The following is a 21615-nucleotide window of genomic DNA, read 5'->3' as shown; positions in this document are numbered from 1 at the left end:
GAATTGTGTAGTGAGCGGGCTTGTCCCGCGCTGGGTGGCGAAGCCGCCCCAACAAAGACACCTCAAGGTTCCAGTTAAAACCGAATCGCCTGGTTTGGGGCCGCTTCGCAGCCCAGCGCGGGCGGTGCGACGATTCGCCAAGCCCGCTCACTACAAGGGGCTTGGGATTTTCTTTCCGGGCCGGGCGCCGATCAGTTTTGCCTGGCCGTCCTTCTGCTTCCCTGTCCGCGCTTCACTGATCAAGCCCGGGATCAACTTGCCTTCCGGCAGGTTCTTCCAGAAGCGGCTCGGCAGGTGCCCCTCCATCACCTTGGGGTTCAACCGCGCCGGGTTGAAGATGTGGCTGTAGTAGGTCAGCCACATCGCGCTGTGGGGGTCTTCGACATTCTGCGCCAGTTGCCGCCATGCCTCGGGGCACTCACGCTGGTGGATAAGCTGCTCGCCGTCGTAATACACCCCGTCCAGCGGCGTGGCGATCATCCAGCGATGGCGCCCCATGCGCCCGACAAAATGCTGGCTGGCGGATTTCAGGATGTCGTGCGCCGGTTCGTGCCAGGCCACGTATTCCGGCAAGTCGGGGCCCGCATCCGCGGGTAAGGCGATAAAGCGCACAAACGCATGCAGGTGGTGCGCTTCACGGCTGACCTGCTTGATTCGCCGTTGCAACTCACTGCCCAGCTTGTCCCCCGCCAGCATCGCCGTGCGGTCGCCATGGCTGACGCGCCACAACACTTCATACAACAGACTCCAGCGCTGGTCGCCGTTGTAACAGGCGGCCGATTCCAGCAGCTCCAGCAAGGCCTTGGGCACCCGTGTCTGGAACGGCCCCAGCCCTTCGGGAACGGGCTGGTCAGTGGCAAACAGATCGGCCACTTCGGCTTCACCCCAGCTCACCTGGCTGGGGTCGACCTGATGGCTGAGCAACCAGCGCGCCTGCTCGCGCCAGGTGCTGAACAGGTTGCCGCATTCCAGACTGATCATCCCCACAACCCCATCTGCTGCGGCGCCGGGCGGTCGCGCAACTGCTCGCGCAGCAACACGCTGGTGCTTTCGGCCTGTTGCGGGTGGTAGTCACTGGTGATGAAGAACGGCTTGGCCTTGGCCAATACGCAGCGCATGCGTGCCAGGTCTTCGAAGCGGATCTTGCGTTCACGGCGCAGGTCCACCAGGCGCTGGGTAGTGCGCAGGCCAATGCCCGGAATGCGTGCGATCAAGGTCGGCTCGGCGCGGTTCAGGTCCAGGGGGAACACCTCGCGGTGTTCCAGGGCCCAGGCCAGCTTGGGGTCGATATCCAGCGCCAGGTGGCCGGGGCCCTTGAACAGCTCGTTGGCGCTGAAGCCATAGCTGCGCAATAGGAAGTCGGCCTGGTACAGGCGGTGCTCGCGCATCAAAGGCGGTGCCGCCAGGGGAACGCTCTTCGGGCTGTTGGGGATGGGACTGAAGGCAGAGTAATACACGCGACGCAGCTTGAAGTTGCCGTACAACGCCTCGGCACCATGGAGGATGGTGCTGTCGTCGGTATCGTCGGCGCCGACGATCATCTGCGTGCTCTGCCCGGCCGGCGCGAAACGCGGCGCACGGGGTTCGTTGAGCACCGTCTGCTCGCCGGTGTAGATGGTCTGCATGGCCTGCTTGATCGAGACGATCTGTTTTTCCGGCGCCAGGGTCTGCAGGCTCGCCTCGGTGGGCAGTTCGATATTCACGCTCAGGCGGTCGGCATAACGCCCGGCTTCGGCGATCAGCGCCGGGTCCGCGTCGGGAATGGTCTTGAGGTGGATATAACCGCGAAAGTCATGCTCTTCGCGCAACAGTTTGGCGACCCGCACCAACTGCTCCATGGTGTAGTCGGACGAACGGATGATGCCGGAGCTGAGAAACAATCCGCTGACGCAATTGCGCCGGTAGAAATCCAGGGTCAGGGTGACCACCTCCTCCGGGCTGAAACGCGCGCGGGGCACGTCGCTGGAGCGGCGGTTGACGCAGTATTGGCAGTCGTAGAGACAGAAGTTGGTGAGCAGCACCTTGAGCAACGACACGCAGCGCCCGTCCGGCGTGTAGCTGTGGCAGATGCCCATGCCATCAGTGGAACCCAGCCCCGCCTTGCCCTCGGAGCTGCGCTTGGGCGCGCCGCTGCTGGCGCACGAGGCGTCGTACTTGGCGGCGTCGGCGAGGATGCTGAGTTTTTCGATCAACTGCATGGAGGGTTACCGATACTGGTTTTTTGTACAGTATCAGCCAACCCACCCGCTCACAAGCGCAGCTGGTCAGCTCGCGGTAGCCAGTAACAAGTCCTGCACCGAGCGGCCCTGGCCACGCCCACGGTCCAGTGCATACAACGACGCCGCAATTTCGTCCGCCCGGATCGGCAGCACCGACAGCAAGGTATCGCTCAGGCCGTGGCTGGCCTGGCTGAACCCCTGGATATAGATGCCGGCGTTGCAACGCTCATCGGTAACGATGCGGTAGTCACGCGCCACTTCAAAGTCGCCCAGGTAGGCTTCCAGCGGTGCCAGCAAGGCGCGGTGCGTCTGGCGCTCGTAGCCGGTCGCCAGGATCACCGCATCATAGTGATTGACGCTGGTTTCGCCACTGGCGTTGTTGCGCAGCGCCAGTTCGATGCCCAGCGGGCCCGCGGTGGCCTTCTCGACCACGGTCATGGTGCGGAACGCCTGGCGGGCGATGCCGGAGACTTTCTGACGGTAGAAGATGCCGTAGATACGCTCGATCAGGTCCAGGTCCACCACCGAATAGTTGGTGTTCTGGTACTCGGCGACCAGGCGCTCGCGCTCGGCGCCCTCCTGCTGGAAAACCAGGTCGGTAAAGGCTGGCGAGAACACTTCGTTGACGAACGGGCTGTCATCGGCGGGTTTGAGCGCCGAGCCGCGCAGGATCATGTCGACCTGCACCGACGGGAAGCTGTCGTTGAGGTCGATAAACGCCTCGGCCGCGCTCTGGCCTCCGCCGATGATGGCGATACGCATGGCCTTGCCCTCGACGCACGGCTGCGCGGCCAGACGCTCCAGGTATTGCGAATGGTGGAACACGCGGTTGTCGCCCTTGAGCGCCTTGAACGCCTCGGGAATGCGCGGTGTGCCGCCGGCGCTGACAACTACCGAACGGGTGGTGCGCACATGCTGCTCGCCCAGCGCATCGCGGGAAATCACGCGCAGCGCTTCAACCTGCTGCTGATGCAGGATCGGCTCGATGGCCAGCACTTCCTCGCCATAGCGCGCCTGCGCCTGGAACTGCCCCGCCACCCAGCGCAGGTAGTCGTTGTACTCCATGCGGCACGGGTAGAAGGTGCCCAGGTTGATGAAGTCCACCAGGCGGTCGTGGGCCTTGAGGTAATTGACGAAGGAATACGGGCTGGTGGGGTTGCGCAGGGTCACCAGGTCCTTGAGGAACGAAATCTGCAGTTCGCTCTGGGTCACCAGGGTATTGCCGTGCCAGCGGTAGTCGGCCTGTTTGTCGAGAAACAGCACGTCGAGTTTGCCCTGGGCCTTTTCGCGCTCCTGCAGGGCGATGGCCAGCGCCAGGTTCGAAGGGCCGAAACCGATACCGATCAGGTCGTGAACCGCGGGCGAAGCAATTGCCTGTGTCATTCCAGTGTCCTCTGGATAAGCCCCTTGGCGGTGGGGCGGGAATACCTTCAAGACCTGCACAACAGGTCATGTGTTGATAGGAAACGAGGACAGTGAAATAAAATTTAACTAACAGCGGGTCAGCAGGTTTCCCACTCGCGCATCCGCGCCCGGCAGTGCTTCATGGCGTTGACGATGTGTTTCTCCACCAGCGCGCGGGAAATACACAGGCGCTCCGCGATCTGCAGGTGGGTCAGGCCCTCAAGTTTGCGCAGCAGAAAGCTGTCGCGACAGGCCGGCGACAGCTCGGCCAAGGCGCGTTCGAGCAGTTCCAGGCGCTGGCCATGGTCGTGCTGGGTGTGCGGCGAGCTGGTGGCGAAGCGTTCTTCGGCGTCAAGCACCTCCAGCGGTTCGACCTGGCGCAAGGCGTTGCGGCGGTGACCGTCGATCACCAGGTTAAGAGCAGTGCGGTACAAAAAGGCGCGAGGTTGTTCGATGGGGACCTGGCTGGAACGTTCCAGCACCCGGACATAAGCGTCATGCACCACATCTTCGGCCACCTGACGGTTGCCCAGCTTGGCATTGAGGAAACACACCAGCTCGCGATAGTAGTTTTCCAACATGACTCCCGACCGCCGAGTGGCGGCATTAGGCCCTTGGGTGCGAAAGAAGACAGCGTTTGTAGGAGCGAGCTTGCTCGCGAAGGTCGTTAACGATAACGCGCACATTCAGGAAGAACGCATAGCCTGGGCGCTCTTCGCGAGCAAGCTCGCGCCTACAAGAAATCAAGCCACTCAGTAATGGCAGATTGGGTACGTGCAATTTATAGTAATTCTCATCTACTTTTAAGCACACTTGCCTCAATGGACGATAATTTTTCTTCAAGGGAGCTGTAACCGCTTGTGTAACCGCCTAAATCTGCGGGCAATTCCCTCGTTTACTTGTCAGCTCCCCGCAACTGCGGTCCGAACTTTCCTGGCTGGAACCCAAGCATGAAACGCCCTCGACCTGCCCGACGCGCCTTCCTGGCTATCGCGTGCCTGCTCCCCATCATCGCCATCGCGGCCTGGCAGGTGCTGCCGCCGGGGCGTGACGCGCTCACCACCGTGACCGTCAGCCGCGGCAACATCGAAAACAGCGTGACCGCCCTGGGCACCTTGCAACCACGCCGCTACGTGGACGTCGGCGCCCAGGCCTCCGGGCAGATCCGCAAGATCCACGTCGAGGCCGGCGACCAGATCCGGGAGGGCCAACTGCTGGTGGAGATCGACCCGTCCACGCAACAGGCCAAGCTCGATGCCAGCCGCTACGCCATCGAGAACCTCAACGCCCAGCTGCAGGAGCAAAAGGCCCAGCACGAGCTGGCGCGCCAGAAATACCAGCGCCAGCAACGCTTGGCCGCCGGTAACGCCACCCGCGAGGAAGACGTACAAACCGCCAGCGCGGAGCTCAAGGCCACCCAGGCCCGGATCGACATGTACCAGGCCCAGATCCGCCAGGCCCGGGCCAGCCTGCGCAGCGACGAGGCGGAACTGGGCTACACGCGCATCTACGCGCCCATGGCCGGCACCGTCGTGGCGGTGGACGCACGGGTCGGCCAGACCCTCAATGCGCAGCAGCAGACCCCGCTGATCCTGCGCATCGCCAAATTGTCGCCGATGACCGTGTGGGCAGAAGTCTCCGAGGCCGATATCGGCCACGTCAAACCCGGCATGACCGCGTATTTCACCACCCTCAGCGGCGGCAACCGACGCTGGACCAGCACCGTACGGCAGATCCTGCCGATCCCGCCCAAGCCGTTGAACGAAACCCAGGGCAGCGGCAGCCCAAACAGTTCCAATAAAAGCGGCAGTGGCCGCGTGGTGCTGTACACCGTGTTGCTGGACGTGGATAACAGCGACAATGCACTGATGGCGGAGATGACCACCCAAGTATTTTTCGTCGCCAGCCAAGTCAAGGGCGCCCTCACCGCACCAGTCGCCGCGTTGCAGGGCAACTCCGGCACCGAACGCCAGATCGCGCGGGTCATGACCAAGAACGGGCGCATCGAAGAACGTCACGTGCAGTTGGGCATCAGCGACCGCCTGCGCGTCCAGGTGCTCGACGGCCTGGACGAAGGCGATCAACTGCTGATCGGTCCGGCCGACGGCAGCGGGGGTTGAGTTGACCACGCCCCTGATCGAACTCAATAACATCCGTAAATCCTACGGCGGCGGCGATAGCCCGCAGGTTGACGTATTGCGCGGCATCGACCTGTCGATCCATGCCGGGGAGTTCGTCGCCATCGTCGGGGCCTCGGGCTCGGGTAAATCGACCTTGATGAATATCCTCGGCTGCCTCGACCGCCCCAGCATGGGTGACTACCTGTTCGCCGGGGAAAACGTCGCCCACCTGGACAGCGATGAACTGGCCTGGCTGCGCCGCGAAGCCTTCGGCTTTGTGTTCCAGGGCTACCACCTGATCCCCTCGGGCTCGGCCCAGGAAAACGTCGAAATGCCCGCGATCTATGCCGGCATCAGCGCCGCCGAGCGCCACGCCCGCGCCAGCGCCCTGCTCACGCGCCTTGGCCTGGCCGAACGCACCGGCAACCGTCCGCATCAGCTTTCCGGTGGCCAGCAGCAGCGGGTGTCGATCGCGCGCGCGTTGATGAACGGCGGTCATATCATCCTGGCCGACGAACCCACCGGCGCCCTCGACAGCCACAGTGGCGCCGAGGTCATGGCTCTGCTTGACGAACTGGCCGGCCAGGGCCACGTGGTGATCCTGATCACCCACGACCGCGAAGTGGCGGCGCGGGCCAACCGCATCATCGAGATTCGCGACGGCTTGATCATCAGCGACTCGGCCGATGACGGCGATGCCGCACCGGCACTGACGAATGGTGCGTTGCAAGCCGTGGACCTGCGCCAACGCCTGGCCGACGGCGCCGAGCACAATGGCGCGTGGAAAGCCGAACTGGTGGACGCGGTACAGGCCGCCTGGCGCGTGATGTGGATCAATCGCTTTCGAACCGCGCTGACCCTGCTGGGCATCATCATTGGCGTGGCGTCGGTGGTGGTGATGCTGGCGGTGGGCGAAGGCAGCAAGCGCCAGGTCATGGCGCAGATGGGCGCGTTCGGCTCCAACATCATCTACCTCAGTGGCTCGTCGCCCAACCCGCGTACGCCGCCGGGTATCGTCACCCTCGAGGACGTCCACGCACTGGCGGCGCTGCCCCAGGTGCAGCGCATCATGCCGGTCAACGGCAGCGAGGCTGGGGTGCGGTTCGGCAATGTCGACTACATGGCTTATGTGGGCGGCAATGACACCAACTTCCCGCAGATTTTCAACTGGCCGGTGGTCGAGGGCAACTACTTCACGGCCGCGGACGAGCGCGCCGCGGCCACAGTGGCGGTGATCGGGCATCGAGTGCGCGAGAAACTGTTCAAGGGCGAGGTCGATCCCATCGGCCAGTACATCCTGATCGAGAACGTGCCATTCCAGGTGATCGGCGTGCTGGCGGAAAAAGGCGCCAGTTCCGGCAACAAGGACAGCGACGACCGCATTGCCATCCCCTACACCGCCGCCAGCGTGCGTCTGTTCGGCAGCTACAACCCAGAATACGTGGTGATCGCGGCGGCCGATGCGCGCAAGGTCCGCGAAGCCGAGCTGGCCATCGACCAGCTTATGCAGCGGTTGCACAACGGCAAGCGTGATTACGAGCTGACCAACAATGCGGCAATGATCCAGGCCGAAGCGCGCACGCAGAACACGCTGTCATTGATGCTCGGTTCGATTGCGGCGATTTCGCTGTTGGTGGGCGGTATCGGCGTGATGAATATCATGCTGATGACCGTGCGCGAGCGGACCCGCGAAATCGGCATTCGCATGGCTACCGGGGCGCGCCAGCGCGACATCCTGCGCCAATTCCTGACGGAAGCGGTGATGCTTTCGGTGGTCGGCGGCCTGTGCGGCATCGCCCTGGCCCTGCTGGTGGGCGGCGTGCTGGTGCTGGCAGAGGTGGCGGTCCAGTTTTCCCTGGTGGCGGTGCTGGGCGCCTTTGGTTGTGCCCTGGTCACCGGCGTCGTATTCGGCTTCATGCCGGCCCGTAAAGCTGCCCGGCTCGATCCGGTTAAGGCGTTGACCAGTGAATAAACGATCCCTCTACGTGCCAGGTCTGTGTGTGCTGCTCGGCGCCTGCGCCGGCAACCCGCCCGCTATCGACAGCGGCATCGCACCGCCAGCCGCCTGGCAATATGCCGAGCGCGACGCCGCCCAAGCCACCAACCGGCAATGGTGGACGCAATTCGGCAGCCCGCAGTTGAACCGTCTGGTCGACCTGGCCCGCCGCGACAGTTTCGATGTGGCCGCCGCCACCGCCCGCGTGCGTCAAGCCCAAGCCAGTGCAGTGATCGCCGGTGCGCCGTTGTTGCCAGAGGTCAAGTTCAACCTCACCACCAGCCATCAGAAATTGCTGAACGGCCCGGGGGGACCGGACCTGGATGCCTCACAAAGCGACGAAGCCGTCGACAACTTCGGCGCCAACCTCACGGCCAGCTATGAAGTGGATTTCTGGGGCGGCCGCGCCGCTGCGCGCGACAGCGCCCTGCACAGCCTGCGCGCCAGCGAGTTCGACCAGGCGACCGTGGAACTGACCCTGCTCGGCAGCGTGGCCGACCGCTACGCCCAAACCCTGGCCGCCCAGCAGCGCGAGCAGATCGCCGCGCTGAACCTGGGCAACGCGCGCAGTGTGCTCGACCTGGTGCAGACCCGCTATGACGCAGGCTCCGCCACCGCCCTGGAACTGGCCCAGCAAAAAAGCCTGGTGGCCGGCCAGCAGCGCCAACTGCCGCTGATCAAGCAACTGGCCGAAGAATCGCGGATTATCCTGGCCGCCCTCCTCGGCCAGCCGGTGCAGGCCCTGCAACTCGGTGCAGAGCCCTTCGCGGCGCTGACCTGGCCGACCATCGGCGCCGGCGTGCCCAGCCAGTTGCTCAGCCGCCGGCCCGATATCGCCAAGGCCGAGGCGCAACTGGCGGCGGCACAAGCCGACGTCACCGTGGCCCGGGCGGCCATGCTGCCCGCCATCACCCTTGGCGCAACCCTGGGTTCAGACGCCTACAAGGTCGCGGATGTCCTGCGCAGCCCCTACTACACGCTGACCGCCGGCCTGGTCGGCCCCATCTTCAACAACGGTCGTTTAAGCGCTGAACGCGACAAGGCCCGCGCACGCCAGGATGAGCTGCTGCAAACGTATCGCGGCGCGATCATCAACGGTTTTGCTGATGTGGAAAAAGCCCTCAGCAGCATTACCCGCCTCGACGAGCAACGCCAATGGCAAAGTGAAGAACTGCAACAGGCCCAGAGCGCCTTCCAGATCGCCGAAAGCCGCTACCAGGCGGGCGCCGCAGACCTGCTCACCGTGCTGGAAACCCAACGTACCCTGTACGCGGCGCAAGACCAGAACGTACAGCTGCGTCTGTCGCGCCTGCAGGCGAGCATCGCGCTGTACAAGGCGCTGGGCGGCGGTTGGCAGACGCAGATCCGATAAACAAAACTCCAGTTTCGTACATCAGCTGTCTTCTCACCCTACATTAATCGACCAAAGGTCCTTGGTAAAAAAGCCGCTCTCACCCGGCCGCCCAGGACCTTTCGATGACTGTTGCAAAATACCTGACGTGCGCCTGCCTCTGGGTCACGGCTAGCGCAGCCCAACCGCTGATTCCTCCTACCGCCATCGACTGGCTGCTGGACTGCCCCCTGCCCGGCGCGGAACGCCTGGACCCCGAAGTGCTGCAACGCACCCAATGCGGCGTCGTGACCGTGCCGCGCAACCACGCCGCGCCCCGACAAGGCCGCCTGCGCCTGTACCTGACCCGCGTCGGCGCCCGTGACCCGCTGAACCGGGAGGGCGTGGTATTTGCCCAGGCGGGCGACGCCGCCAAAAAGAACCAGGGCGGCACTTTTGTCATTCATTTGACCAGCCTCTGGGGCGCCTACTCCAACCCGGCCTATCGCACGCTGGTCAACCGATACGACGTCATTGAACTGAGCCCTCGCGACCTCAGCAACGAAAACGGCATTGAGCAGGCCGCGCAGGATATGGAGTTCGTCCGTACCCAACTCGGCGACGCCCAACTGCTCTACCTCGGCAGCGCCGACGCCGCCCGCCTGGGCAACCATTACGCGACACTGTTCCCGCAGCGGGTTGCGCGCATGGTGCTGGTCAACGCGCAACACGCTGGAACGGCGGCGCCCCATGTGGCACAACTGCGCCTGAAAGAGCCGGACAAACAGGAGACCAGCGGTTGTATCAACCGCTGGGCCGGTGACTTCCTGGTGTTCGGCAAGCAACCACCGCCGTCCACGCGTTGCCTGGATCCAGGCAACGGGGAGTAACCATCCGTTTGCGACCTTCTGCCATTGAAAACGACATCCAACGTTGACGCTGCGCCGCGATCGCTATTAAGTGCTATTTATCCGCATTAATACGATAAATCGAAACCATGCTAAGCCGCCCGCTGCGACGTAAACGCCAGAAGCTGTCCGATGTAATCGTCGAGTCGGTCAAGCGCTCCATCGTCACCGATGCGTTGAAACCCGGCGACCGTCTGCCCACCGAACGTGAGCTGATGGAAAGCTTCCAGTGTTCCAAGGGCTCGGCCCGCGAAGCGCTCAAGGCGCTGGAAGTGGAAGGCCTGGTGAGCACGCGCACCGGGCCCAGCGGCGGCGCCTACCTGAACCAGGCCGGCACCGAGCCGGCCAGCCGCGCGTTGCGCAACTACCTGCACTTCCAACATCTGGATGGCGAACAGGTGTATCAACTGCGCAAAGTCATTGAAGTGGAACTGGCGGTGTCGGTGCTCGGACGCTTGAGCGAAGACGACTACCAGGCCTTGCAGGACAACGTGGACTTTTGCAGCGCACCGGAAGACAGCGAGGCCGGCCAGCGTGAGCAGCGCTTGGCGGAACTGGAGTTCCACAACCTGCTGGCCAAGGCCTGCCCCAACCCGCTGCTGAGTTTCATGGCGCAGTTTCTCAACGACCTGCTGCGCGACCTGGTGGTGCTGAAGAAGGCCTACAAGCCCAAGCGCAAGCAGTTCGACGCGGCCAACCTGGACTACCACAAGCAACTGCTGATCGCGTTTCGCGCCGGGGATGAAAGCGCGGTGCGCAGCCTGATGCATGAGCACATGTGCGATGCCGAACACCATATGACCGCGCTGGAAGGCCAGGTCAGCCCGCACTTTTTGCTGGAGTTCGATCACCGTCCCTGAACACACCAGCATTTCCCATTTGGAAACCCAACTTGTAGTGAGCGGGCTTGGCGAATCGTCGCACCGCCCGCGCTGGGCTGCGAAGCGGCCCCAAACCAGGCGAATTGGGTTTTTCTGAAACTGCGCGGTGTCTTTATTGGGGCGGCTTCGCCACCCAGCGCGGGACGAGCCCGCTCACTACAGGGAGATTTGTCAGCCTTTGAAAGTTGTGTCGATACCTATGCGCATCGCAGGCAAGCCAGCTCCCACGGTGACCGAGTTGATCTGATAAATCGCATCACCCAATAACAGGCCTGCCCACAGGCCCTTGCTCCACCGTATCGCCATTGCCACTCCTGCCAATAACTAAACCAGGGAGTCACCCCATGCAGCGTCGTACGTTGTTGAAAGCCAGCCTCACCGCAGCAGCAGCCCTCAGCCTTCCACTGGGCATACGCTCTGCATTCGCCGCCGAGCCTTTTACCTTTTACGGCCTCAAGTCCATGTCCGGCGCCTTTGCCAGCTATGGCAAGTTTGCCGACATGGGTTCGCGCCTGGCGGTGGAACAGCACCCCGAGATTCTCGGTCGCCCACTCAACTACAAGGTCATCGACACCGAAGGCAACGCCGGCAAGGCGGTACGCAAGGTCCAGGAAGCCATCCAGCAGGACGGCGCACGGTTCTTCCAGGGCTGCACGTTGTCGTCATCGGCCCTGGCGGTGGCCAAGGAAGTCGACAAGGTCGGCGGCGTATTCATGACCCCGGTGGGTGCCGATGAAGTCACCGGCAAGGACTGCAACCCCGCCACTTTCCGCTGGTCGGTGCCCACCTACGGCGCAATCCGCGAAACCATGGTGCCGCTGATCAAGCTGCTGCCGCAGGCCAAGCGCTGGTACACCATCACCCCGCAATACGTGTTTGGCGAAGCGCTGCTCGAAGGCGCAAAAACCGTGCTCAAGGACAACGGCCTGGAACACGTCGGCAACAGCTACCACTCGTTGCAGGAACAGGAATTCTCCGGTTACCTGACCAACGCCATCGCCGCCAAACCCGACGTGCTGGTGCTGCTCAACTTCGGCAGCCAGTCGTCCAACACCCTGCGCCAGGCAGTGAACTTCGGCATCAAGGAGCGCATGAAAGTGCTGCTGGTGTGGTCCGCCGGCCTTGACCAGTTCCAGGAGCTGGGCAGTGACCTGCTCGAAGGCGTGTACCTCGGCGCGCAGTACTGGCACCAGGTCGACACCCCGCTCAACCGTGAACTGGTCAAGCTGACCCAGGCCAAATACGGCATCAACCCCACCTACCCGCTGGCCGCCGACTACATCAGCACCAAGGTCATGCTCGAAACCATCGTCTCAACCGGCAGCTTCGACGGCAAAACCGTGGCCAAGGCCATGCAGGGCCTTAGTTTCGAAGGCCCCACCGGCAAGGAATCGATCCGCGCCGGCGACCACCAGGTGATCAAGGATTACTACCTGCTGATCGGCAAGGCCAGCGGCGACATGGCCGACAAGGATGACCTGGCCAAAGTGCTCAGCGCCGGCCAGTCGTTCCCGCCGGTGGATGCCACGGGCTGCACGCTGGCCTGATCCTGACCCGTTGCATACGACAGGGTCGCCCGCGCGGCCGCCTGTTCGAGGATTCCTGCATGCTTAATCTGTACCTGTTCCAGATACTCAACGGCCTTGGGCTGGGGATGATCTACTTCCTGATCGCGGTCGGGCTGACGATCATTTTCGGCCTGCTCAACTTCGTCAACTTCGCCCACGGCGCGTTCTTCCTGCTGGGTGCCTACATCTGCTACACCGCCGTGAGCCTCACCGGCAACTTCTGGCTGGCGCTGCTGATTGCGCCGCTGGTGGTGGCCGCGCTGGCCTGGGCCATCGAGCGATTATTGATCCAGCGGATTTACCACTTGCCGCACATGTTCCAGATCCTGGTCACCTTAGGCATAGCGCTGATCATCCAGGAAGCCAGCGTGATGATCTGGGGCCCGGTGGGCAAAAGCGTCGCGGTGCCGGAACTGCTGCGCGGCGTGCTGGTGGTGGGCGACTTCGTCTACCCGTACTACCGCCTGTTCCTCATCGTGTTTTCCGGGCTGGTGGGCCTGGGCCTGTGGCTGCTGCTGGAACGCACACGCTTCGGCGCCCTGGTGCGCGCCGGCAGTGAAAGCACCGAAACCGTGTCGTTGCTGGGCACCAATATCTTTCGCCTATTCTCCATGACCTTCGCCCTCGGCGTGGCCCTGGCGGGTGTCGCCGGCGTGCTGTTCGCGCCATTGCGCGGCGCCCAGCCTTTTGTCGGCCCGGAGATCCTGGGCATTGCCTTCGTGGTGGTGGTGATCGGCGGCATGGGCTCGTTCAGCGGTGCGCTGGTCGGCGGTTTGCTGGTGGGCGTGGTGCAAAGCCTGATGACCACACTCTGGCCCCAAGGGGCGAGCCTGATGATCTATGGCGCAATGGCCGTGGTGATTCTGGTTCGTCCCTACGGCCTGTTCGGGAGAGCCTGACATGAGCGAGAAAAACCCCCTGCCGTTTGCCAAGACCCAATCGCGCGCGATGTTGCTGTGGGTCCTGGCAGTGCTGATCGGCCTGCCGCTGATACTGCCTTCGGCGACCCTGGCCACCGAGATCCTGATCTTTGCCATGGCTGCGCTGGCCTGCAACCTGTTGCTGGGCTACACCGGGCTGTTGTCGTTCGGCCAAGGCATCTTCTTTGGCGCCGGCGCGTATTGCGCGGCGCTGCTGATGATCCACCTGCAAATGGGCCTGTTCACCGCGTTGCTCGGCGCCGCCGTCGCGGGCGGTTTCCTGGCGTTGCTGGTGGGTGCCCTGGCGATCCGCCGCACCGGCATTTACTTCGTGATGCTGACCCTGGCGTTCAGCCAGATGGCCTATTTCGTCGCCTACACCCTCAGCGACTGGACCGGCGGCGACAACGGCCTGCTCAGCGTGCCGCGCCCGGAGATCCGTATCGGTGACACCGTGCTGCTGTCGCTGGCCGACGCCCGCGCCTTCTACAGTTTTGTCGCGGTGCTGTTCCTGCTCATCTTCATCGGTGCACGCCGGGTGATCGCCTCGCCGTTCGGCAGCACCTTGATGGCGATCCGCGAAAACGAAACCCGCGCCTCGGCCATCGGCTACGACACACGGCACTTCAAGATCCTGGTGTTCGTGCTGTCCGGCGCCGTCACCGGCATCGCCGGCGCGTTGTACGCCATGCTACTGCATTTTGTGCCGCTGTCGAACATCGACCTGGCGATGTCCGAGCACATCCTGATCATGACCATCGTCGGCGGCACCGGCTCGCTGTTCGGCTCATTGCTGGGCGCCGGTTCCATCGTGCTGCTCGGGGATTTTCTCTCCGACCTGTGGCCGCGCTGGCTGATGCTGCTGGGGGTAATCCTGATCCTGGTGGTGATCTTCATGCGCGGCGGTTTGTGGGGCGGCCTGGCGTCGCTGTTCGACAAGGTGCGCGGCAGCCGCAAAACTGCTGTCGTCGCCAAGGAGCAAGGGCTATGAACATCCTGCTGGAAACCAAAGACCTGGAACTGGCCTACGGTGCCTTCCATGCGGTGAACGGCGTGAACCTCAAGGTCGAAGCCGGCACCATCCACACCATCATCGGGCCCAACGGCGCGGGCAAGACCAGCCTGTTCCACTGCCTCACCGGTGAACGCCAGGCCACCGCCGGGGCGATTCACTTCGACGGCAAGAACCTGATGCGCAAACCCGCCCACGCCCGCGTCGGCCTGGGCATGGCGCGTTCGTTCCAGCTCACCAGCCTGTTCCAGAACCTCAGCGTACGTGAAAACCTGCGCCTGGCCGCACAGGGCCGTGACGGTGCCCGCGCGCTGAATTTCTGGCGCCGCGTCGACAGCAAACGCGAACACCTGGAGATGGCCGACCAGGTGCTGGAGCGCCTGCAACTCAGCGCCCGCGCCGACACCCTGGCCGGCGAGTTGTCCCACGGCCAGCAGCGGGTGCTGGAGGTGGGCATGTCGATCTGCTCCAAGCCCAAACTGTTGATGCTCGACGAGCCCACCTCGGGCATGGGCATCGATGACATTCCGATCATGACCCAACTGATCAGCGACCTCGGCCGCGATCACACGGTGCTGTTGATCGAACACAACATGAGCATTGTCATGTCCATCAGCCAACGCATCACCGTGATGAGCCATGGGCAGATCCTGGTGGAAGGCACGCCGGAATTCGTGCGCGCCGATGAACGTGTGCGCACCGCTTACCTGGGGGAGGCTGCCTGATGCTGATCGTCGAGAATATCCATTCCTACTACGACAAGAGCCACGTGCTCGAAGGTGTGTCGCTGACGGTCAACCCGGGCGAACTGGTGACGCTGCTCGGCCGCAACGGCGCCGGCAAGACCACCACCCTGCGCAGCATCCTCGGGGTTATTTGCCCGCGCCAGGGCCAGATCCACTTCAATGGCCAGGCCCTGGTGGGGCGGAAAATCTTTGAGATCGCGCGCCAGGGCCTGGCACTGGTGCCGGAGAACCGCGGGATTTTTCGCCTGCTCACGGTCGAGGAAAACCTGCGCATCGCCGCGCGCAAAACCAGCCGTTGGCAGCTCGAGGACGTCTACGCCATGTTCCCGCGGCTCAAGGAACGGCGCAAAAACGCCGGCCACGCACTCTCCGGCGGCGAGCAGCAAATGCTCGCCATCGCCCGCGCGCTGCTCAACGACCCCAAGTTGCTGATCCTCGATGAGCCCACCGAAGGCCTCGCCCCGGTGATCGTCGACGAGTTGGTGAAGATCTTGCGCAAGGTCAAGGACGACGGCCTGCCGGTGCTGCTGGTGGAACAGAACCTGATGGTCTGCGACAAGCTCGCCGACCGCCATTACGTGCTCGAACAAGGCCGCGTGGTCTACGAGGGCAGCGCCGCTGACTTTCGTGCCGACCCGAGCATCAAGAACCGCTATTTGGCCCTGAGTGCCTGACCGGAGAACGCTGATGAATAGTTTTGCGCAAGCGCTTCAGAGCAACGCCCCGCTGATCAACCGCGACCGCCTGTGGCAATCGCTGATGGACTTGGCGCAACTGGGCGCCACGGTCAAGGGCGGCGTGTGCCGCCTGGCACTCACGGACCTGGACCGCCAGGCCCGCGACCTGTTTGTGCAGTGGTGCGAAGCCGCCGGGTGCAGCGTCAGTGTCGACGCCATCGGCAATATCTTCGCACGCCGCGCCGGGCGCAATCCCGCCCTGCCCCCGGTGATGACCGGCAGCCATATCGACACCCAACCCACCGGCGGCAAGTTCGACGGTTGCTACGGTGTGATGGCCGGGCTGGAAGTGATCCGCACCCTCAACGATTTGAACATCGAAACCCAAGCGCCGATTGAAGTGGTGGTGTGGACCAACGAAGAAGGTTCGCGCTTTCCGCCGTGCATGATGGGCTCCGGGGTGTTTGCCGGTCAGTTCGATCTGCAGGAGACCCTGGGCAAACTTGATGACCAGGGCCTGTCAGTGGGCGCTGAGTTGCAGCGCATCGGCTATGCCGGCCCGCGCGCGGTACTGGGCCATCCGGTCGGCGCGTATTTCGAGGCGCATATCGAGCAAGGCCCGGTACTTGAAGACCAGGCCACCACCATCGGTGTGGTGATGGGCTGCCTGGGCCAGAAATGGTTCGACCTGACCCTCACCGGCGTCGAAGCCCACGCAGGCCCGACGCCGATGCACCTGCGCAAGGACGCCCTGGTGGGCGCTGCCGAAGTCGTCAGCGCGGTCAACCGCATCGCCCATCAGCAGCAGCCCCACGCGTGTGGCACGGTCGGTTGCCTGAGCCTGCATCCGGGGTCGCGTAACGTGATCCCAGGTCAAGTGCAGATGACAATTGACTTGCGCCATCTGCATGCCGACAGGCTGCAAGCCATGGTCGATGAAGTGCGCGGCGTGATCGAAGCCACGGCCACCCGTCACGGCTTGACCTTTGAACTGACGCCCACCGCCGATTTCCCGCCGCTGGACTTCCACCCGGCGTGCGTCAACGCCGTGCGCGACGCTGCGAGCGCCTTGGGCCTGAGCCATATGGACATTGTCAGCGGCGCCGGCCACGACGCGATTTTCGTCGCCGAACTGGGCCCGGCCGGGATGATCTTTGTGCCGTGCGAAGGCGGCATCAGCCACAACGAAATCGAAAACGCCGCGCCGGATGACCTGGCGGCGGGCTGCGCGGTATTGCTGCGCGCCATGGTCAATGCGGCGCAGGGGGAAGCGGCATGAGTGAGATCGGCAAACTGACGGCGGTGCAATTGCTGCAGCGTTTTCGCGACAAATCCTTGTCACCGGTGGAAGTTACCGAAGATGCGCTGCTGCGGATCGAGCGCTACAACCCGGTGGTCAACGCCTACTGCCATGTCGACCCGCAAGGCGCACTGAATGCCGCACGCGCCTCGGAACAACGTTGGTTCAAGGGCGAGCCGTGCGGTGCGCTGGACGGCGTACCGGCGTCGATCAAGGACCTGACGCTGACCGTCGGCATGCCCACCCGCAAGGGCTCGCGCACCACGTCCGCCGAAGGACCGTGGGACATCGACGCGCCCTTCTCCGGCTTTATGCGCAAGGCCGGCGCGGTGCTGCTGGGCAAGACCACCACGCCGGAATTCGGCTGGAAAGGCGTCACCGACAACCCGCTCTACGGCATTACCCGCAACCCCTGGGACACCCGCACCACGGCGGGCGGCTCGTCCGGCGGCGCGGGCGCGGCGGCGGCATTGAACCTGGGCGTGCTGCACCAGGGCAGCGATGCCGGCGGCTCGATTCGGATTCCCTGTGCGTTTACCGGCACCTTCGGGATCAAGCCGACCTTCGGTTATGTCCCGCAATGGCCGGCCAGTTCGATGACGATTCTGTCGCACCTGGGGCCGATGACCCGCACCGTGGAAGACAGCGTGCTGATGCTGCAGGCGGTGGCGCAACCGGATGCGCGGGATGGCTTGATCGGCGCGCCACGCAGCACGCCGTGGCTGACGCCGGGTACTGACCTGAAAGGTTTGCGCGTCGCCTACAGCCCGAATTTCGGTTACGTGGACCTCGACCCGCAAGTGGCCAAGGTGGTCGCGCAGGCGGTGGAAGGGCTGGTGCAACTGGGCGCCCATGTCGAGCAAATCGACCCCGGCTTCAGCGACCCGTTGGAAGTGTTCAACACCCTGTGGGCAGCCGGCGCCGCACGCCTGACCGGGAGCATGAGCGAGGCGCAAAAGCAGCTGCTCGATCCTGGTTTGCTGCGCATCGCACAACGCGGCGAACGCTTGAGCCTGGATGACTTCAACGCGGCCCTCGAAGCGCGCGCAGCCCTGGTGGCGCGCATGGCCGCGTTCCATGAGCATTATGATGTGCTGGTGTCGCCGATGATGCCGATCACTGCGTTCAAGGCCGGGCACGACATACCGCCCGGATCGGGCCTGGCGGAGTGGACCGAATGGACCCCGTTCACCTACCCCTTCAACCTCACCCAGCAACCGGCGGCGTCGGTGCCGTGCGGGTTGGCGGCGAATGGCTTGCCGGTGGGGTTGCATGTGGTGGGGGCGCGGTTTGCGGATGATACGGTTTTGCGGGTTTGCCAGGTGTATGCAAAGGCTTTTCCGACCCGGCACCTGGACGTTCCACAGAGCCTGGGCTGAAACGTGGCGGCCTTCGGGCCGACCAGGCTGGTTGGGGTTGACCGGGTACATATCCGTTATTTAGGTCATGGCGGCTATTGGTTCCGCCCTTACGGCGGGTCACTTTCGAAAAGCGCGAAAGTAACCAAATGTATGGTCAGCCCACCTTTTGCTATCCAGTCACGATGAACGGTAAATCAGGCTTGCGCTAATGTATCCGGGCTCCTTGTGAGCGCGGGTACACGCTCGGCCCTTGATGAGTATTCGCTCCTGCCTGTCCTTAAAAGCGCTTCAGCTGCGAAAGCTGCTTTGGTTATCAGGTTCTCAGCCAGGATGTCTGCCGTTTATCGTCATCAGCTACTGACGTCGCAAAAGCTGGTGGTAAAGCCGGATTATGCGGTGGCATGCCCGTTGTAGGTGCCACCTTTGGTCAATAGCGCCCAGACAATCCTGGCCATTTTATTAGCCAGCGCACAGGCAACTTTGTTGAGCGGTTTTCGAGCTAATAGACTTCTGGCCCAGACCCCAAGGGCATCGTTTCGTTTATCGATTCGATAAAGCAGGGTTTGGGCGCCCTGCATCAGCAAGGTTCGCAAATACCTGTCCCCACGCTTGCTGATACCCAGGAGAGTGGTTTGCCCTCCAGTCGAGTATTGCCGCGGCACCAACCCTAAGGACGCCGAAAAATCTCGGGACGATTTATACATCGAAGCGTCCCCGACATCGGCCACCAGCGCGCTAGCGATGAGGGGGCCGATGCCGGGGATGCTCTGTAATCTTTTGCCGGCGTCACTCCCATTTACTTGCTGCTTGATCTCGGTATCCAGCGCTTTGATTTCGCGAGTCAATTGACGAATGTCATCAAGCATCCGACTAATAGCCTGCCGCAGGCGCAGAGGTAGATTGTGCTCTTCCATCAATGCAGGAACCCGCTCCAACGCAGCATAGCCGGCGGGAAAGATAACGCCAAACTCAAGTAAGAACCCGTGCACCTGGTTGATCACTCCAGTGCGTCGACTCACCAGTGATTTACGCAGTTTATGCACGGTCGACAGCACCTGCTGGTCAACTGATTTCACCTGTACACATCGCGTTCTGGGACGTGATGCGGCTTCGCAAATAGCCTCGGCATCAATGAAGTCGTTCTTGTTGCCGGTGACGTAAGCCTTCACATGCTGCGGCGCAATCAGTTGGACCTGATGACCGAGCTTGGTGATTTCTCTGGCAAGAAACTGTGATCCGCCACAGGATTCCATGGCAACTTTGCAGGGTGGCATTTGTGCAAGTAATGGCAGCAACTGTCGGCGATTGAGCTTCTTGCGCAATACCTGATGGCCTTGTGCGTCTTGGCCGTGCAAGTGGAAGCTGTTCTTGCCAATGTCGATGCCTAGAAGCGTTACGCTGTTCATGAGAAAGCCTCCTCAAGAAAAGTGAGAACCCCAGTAGTTTAGACCTGAGGTTCTCGCCGGGCTGACCATCTCATTAGGGCTCTTGCCCCACCACTCGGCACCTCGCCTAGGCTCGGTGTGCCCTCACTCCGGCCAGCGTGGTTGACGGGGCGCCTGAGATCAAAATCAAAAGCCAGATCAAAAGCAAAGCCGGAGCCAGAGCCAGAGCAGCCTTAGGTCTACCTGATGTACAGAGATCAAACTGTGGAAGGGGGTTTGCCCACGATGAGCATAGGTATCTACACGTTTTTGTAGTGAGCGGGCTTGCCCCGCGCTGGGTGGCGAAGCCGCCCCAAACCAGGCGGCCGGGTTCTACCTCTAGCTCGGCGATGCCTTTATTGGGGCGGCTTCGCCACCCAGCGCGGGGCAAGCCCGCTCACTACAGGGATACTTTTCAGTCGTTGAGAGTTGTGTAGATACCCATGCCCCGATGAGGGTGGGTCAGTTGATAAATTTTTAGCTGACCCACCACCATCGGGGGCAAGCCCTAATGCCAGTCAGTTAAGCGCAATCCCCTGTGGGAGCGGGCTTGCTCGCGAAAGCGGTGGATCAGTCAACATCAATGTTTGCTGGGCAGACGTCTTCGCAGGCAAGCCCCCTCCCACAGTTTTAACCGAGTACACCAGCCCCATCACCGGTCGGCTCTAAGGCCGCCGCGCTTTTGCTTTTGATCTCGGATCACCCCGTCAACCACGCTGGCCGGAATTCGATATTGATTTGGGGGGTAAACCGGCAGGGATGCCGGTTTAGCCGCCCCCCCACACCAATCGCATCCTATCCGCCATCACTCTACAATGCCCCCCATTCATCTCCCGGGGGCTTCATGGACATCGAACTGGCACGCACCTTCCTCGAAATCACCCGCTGCGGCAGCCTGGCCGCCGCCGCCGAGAAACTGCACGTCACCCAGACCGCCATCACTGCACGGGTAAAAAACCTGGAAAACCAGCTCGGCAGTACGCTGTTCGTGCGCAACCGCGCAGGCGCCAGGCTGACCGCCGACGGCGAGGCCTTCGTGGTGTACGCCAACCAACTGCTGCAAACCTGGGAAGCCGCCAAGCGTGACCTGCCGTTGCCGGAGGGCTATCGCAATGTGCTGCACATCGGTGGCGAGGTCAGCCTGTGCAACCCGTTGATGCTCGGCTGGGCCCAGGCCCTGCGCCAGCACATCCCAGGGCATGCGCTGCGCACCGAAGTGCGTGAAGGCGACTACCTGCTGCGCCAGCTGGAACTGGGCGTGCTCGACGCCGCACTGGTGTTCCAGCCGCACTACTGGCCGGGCTTGCAAGTGGAGCAGGTGCTGGAAGAAAAACTGATCCTGGTGCAGTTGGTCAGCATGCCGGACCCGTATGTGTATATCGACTGGGGCCCGGGTTTTCGCCAGCAGCATGACGCCGCCCTTCCCGACAAGGCCCGCGCCGCGCTGAGTTTCAACCTCGGGCCGCTGGCGTTGCAGTACATCCTCGAGAACGGCGGCGCCGGCTATTTCCGTACCCGTGTGGTGCAGAGCTACCTGGACAGCGGCGTGATGCAGCGTGTGCCCAAGGCGCCGGAATTCAGTTTCCCCACCTACCTGGTGTATTCGCGGGCGCGGGATTCGGCGGTGTTGCAACAGGCACTGGCGTTGCTGCGCGAAGTGGTCAAGGCCGAAAGTGACTGGTCGCAGCGCTGGGACCCGTTGATTTGAATCACCCTGCGCCCGTGCGCATGCTAGCCTGCGGGTGTGTC

19 protein-coding genes are annotated in these 21615 nt (G+C 62.9%); 13 read left to right on the top strand and 6 right to left on the bottom strand.

All coding sequences use genetic code 11. The features are described from left to right. Positions 1-150: 150 nt before the first annotated feature. The 4 genes from ACLH0H_RS19480 to ACLH0H_RS19465 all read right to left on the bottom strand — a co-directional run bounded on the left by ACLH0H_RS19480 (position 151) and on the right by ACLH0H_RS19465 (position 4204). Positions 151-981 carry a TIGR03915 family putative DNA repair protein gene (locus ACLH0H_RS19480; RefSeq protein WP_411379257.1) on the bottom strand — a complete coding sequence of 277 codons (831 nt, stop codon included), beginning with the start codon at positions 979-981 and terminating at the stop codon, positions 151-153. Next, positions 978-2198, bottom strand: coding sequence for a putative DNA modification/repair radical SAM protein (locus ACLH0H_RS19475; RefSeq protein ID WP_411379256.1), 1221 nt, complete (start codon positions 2196-2198; stop codon positions 978-980). The genes ACLH0H_RS19480 and ACLH0H_RS19475 overlap by 4 nt, the downstream gene beginning before the upstream one ends. A gap of 66 nt (positions 2199-2264) precedes the next feature. Then, positions 2265-3602: a lysine N(6)-hydroxylase/L-ornithine N(5)-oxygenase family protein gene (locus tag ACLH0H_RS19470; protein WP_411379255.1), complete on the bottom strand. Its 1338-nt coding sequence runs from the start codon at positions 3600-3602 to the stop codon at positions 2265-2267. Between the two features lie 119 nt (positions 3603-3721). Further along, positions 3722-4204 carry a sigma-70 family RNA polymerase sigma factor gene (locus ACLH0H_RS19465; protein WP_411379254.1) on the bottom strand — a complete coding sequence of 161 codons (483 nt, stop codon included), beginning with the start codon at positions 4202-4204 and terminating at the stop codon, positions 3722-3724. Positions 4205-4573: 369 nt separating this feature from the next. On the opposite strand from ACLH0H_RS19465, the gene ACLH0H_RS19460 reads away from it, so the two are divergent. The 5 genes from ACLH0H_RS19460 (at position 4574) to ACLH0H_RS19440 (ending at position 10837) form a co-directional block, all read left to right on the top strand. Next, positions 4574-5743 carry an efflux RND transporter periplasmic adaptor subunit gene (locus tag ACLH0H_RS19460; RefSeq protein WP_411379253.1) on the top strand — a complete coding sequence of 390 codons (1170 nt, stop codon included), beginning with the start codon at positions 4574-4576 and terminating at the stop codon, positions 5741-5743. Between the two features lies 1 nt (position 5744). Then, positions 5745-7715, top strand: a complete 1971-nt coding sequence (locus ACLH0H_RS19455) for a MacB family efflux pump subunit (protein ID WP_411379252.1) — start codon at positions 5745-5747, stop codon at positions 7713-7715. After that, entirely contained in the window at positions 7708-9111 is a 1404-nt protein-coding gene (locus tag ACLH0H_RS19450) for an efflux transporter outer membrane subunit (protein WP_411379251.1), read from the top strand. The genes ACLH0H_RS19455 and ACLH0H_RS19450 overlap by 8 nt, the downstream gene beginning before the upstream one ends. Before the next feature lie 104 nt (positions 9112-9215). Then, complete coding sequence (locus ACLH0H_RS19445; RefSeq protein WP_411379250.1) at positions 9216-9959, top strand: alpha/beta hydrolase; 744 nt, start codon at positions 9216-9218, stop codon at positions 9957-9959. A gap of 107 nt (positions 9960-10066) precedes the next feature. Beyond that, entirely contained in the window at positions 10067-10837 is a 771-nt protein-coding gene (locus ACLH0H_RS19440; protein WP_076950912.1) for a FadR/GntR family transcriptional regulator, read from the top strand. Positions 10838-11029: 192 nt separating this feature from the next. Here the strand turns inward: ACLH0H_RS19440 and ACLH0H_RS19435 are convergent, their stop codons facing one another. Continuing rightward, complete coding sequence (locus ACLH0H_RS19435) at positions 11030-11164, bottom strand: hypothetical protein (RefSeq protein ID WP_411379249.1); 135 nt, start codon at positions 11162-11164, stop codon at positions 11030-11032. A 38-nt stretch (positions 11165-11202) separates the two neighbouring features. On the opposite strand from ACLH0H_RS19435, the gene ACLH0H_RS19430 reads away from it, so the two are divergent. The 7 genes from ACLH0H_RS19430 to ACLH0H_RS19400 are packed head-to-tail and all read left to right on the top strand — an operon-like array spanning position 11203 to position 18460. Then, positions 11203-12405 (top strand): ABC transporter substrate-binding protein, encoded by a 1203-nt coding sequence (locus tag ACLH0H_RS19430; RefSeq protein ID WP_076950914.1) that lies wholly within the window; start codon positions 11203-11205, stop codon positions 12403-12405. Between the two features lie 59 nt (positions 12406-12464). Then, entirely contained in the window at positions 12465-13325 is an 861-nt protein-coding gene (locus tag ACLH0H_RS19425) for a branched-chain amino acid ABC transporter permease (protein WP_076950915.1), read from the top strand. A 1-nt stretch (position 13326) separates the two neighbouring features. Then, on the top strand, positions 13327-14337 hold the full coding sequence (locus tag ACLH0H_RS19420; protein ID WP_411379248.1) for a branched-chain amino acid ABC transporter permease: 1011 nt from the start codon (positions 13327-13329) through the stop codon (positions 14335-14337). Beyond that, positions 14334-15083 carry an ABC transporter ATP-binding protein gene (locus ACLH0H_RS19415; RefSeq protein ID WP_411379247.1) on the top strand — a complete coding sequence of 250 codons (750 nt, stop codon included), beginning with the start codon at positions 14334-14336 and terminating at the stop codon, positions 15081-15083. The genes ACLH0H_RS19420 and ACLH0H_RS19415 overlap by 4 nt, the downstream gene beginning before the upstream one ends. Then, positions 15083-15778, top strand: coding sequence for an ABC transporter ATP-binding protein (locus ACLH0H_RS19410; RefSeq protein WP_411379246.1), 696 nt, complete (start codon positions 15083-15085; stop codon positions 15776-15778). Before ACLH0H_RS19415 ends, ACLH0H_RS19410 begins: the two co-directional genes overlap by 1 nt. Before the next feature lie 13 nt (positions 15779-15791). Then, the gene (locus tag ACLH0H_RS19405; RefSeq protein WP_411379245.1) at positions 15792-17060 is read left to right on the top strand and encodes a Zn-dependent hydrolase; all 1269 of its coding nucleotides are present in this window, start codon (positions 15792-15794) and stop codon (positions 17058-17060) included. Continuing rightward, positions 17057-18460 carry an amidase gene (locus tag ACLH0H_RS19400; RefSeq protein WP_411379244.1) on the top strand — a complete coding sequence of 468 codons (1404 nt, stop codon included), beginning with the start codon at positions 17057-17059 and terminating at the stop codon, positions 18458-18460. The genes ACLH0H_RS19405 and ACLH0H_RS19400 overlap by 4 nt, the downstream gene beginning before the upstream one ends. A gap of 371 nt (positions 18461-18831) precedes the next feature. Here the strand turns inward: ACLH0H_RS19400 and ACLH0H_RS19395 are convergent, their stop codons facing one another. Continuing rightward, positions 18832-19848, bottom strand: coding sequence for an IS110 family transposase (locus ACLH0H_RS19395; RefSeq protein ID WP_411379243.1), 1017 nt, complete (start codon positions 19846-19848; stop codon positions 18832-18834). An 862-nt stretch (positions 19849-20710) separates the two neighbouring features. Between ACLH0H_RS19395 and ACLH0H_RS19390 the strand changes: the two genes are divergently transcribed. Next, on the top strand, positions 20711-21574 hold the full coding sequence (locus ACLH0H_RS19390; protein ID WP_411379242.1) for a LysR family transcriptional regulator: 864 nt from the start codon (positions 20711-20713) through the stop codon (positions 21572-21574). Positions 21575-21615 lie beyond the last annotated feature (41 nt).

This window comes from Pseudomonas sp. MPB26 (genome assembly GCF_046605355.1).
GTDB lineage: Bacteria > Pseudomonadota > Gammaproteobacteria > Pseudomonadales > Pseudomonadaceae > Aquipseudomonas > Aquipseudomonas cedrina.
Note: the sequence above shows the minus strand (reverse complement) of the source record. Positions and strands in the feature narration are given on the sequence as shown.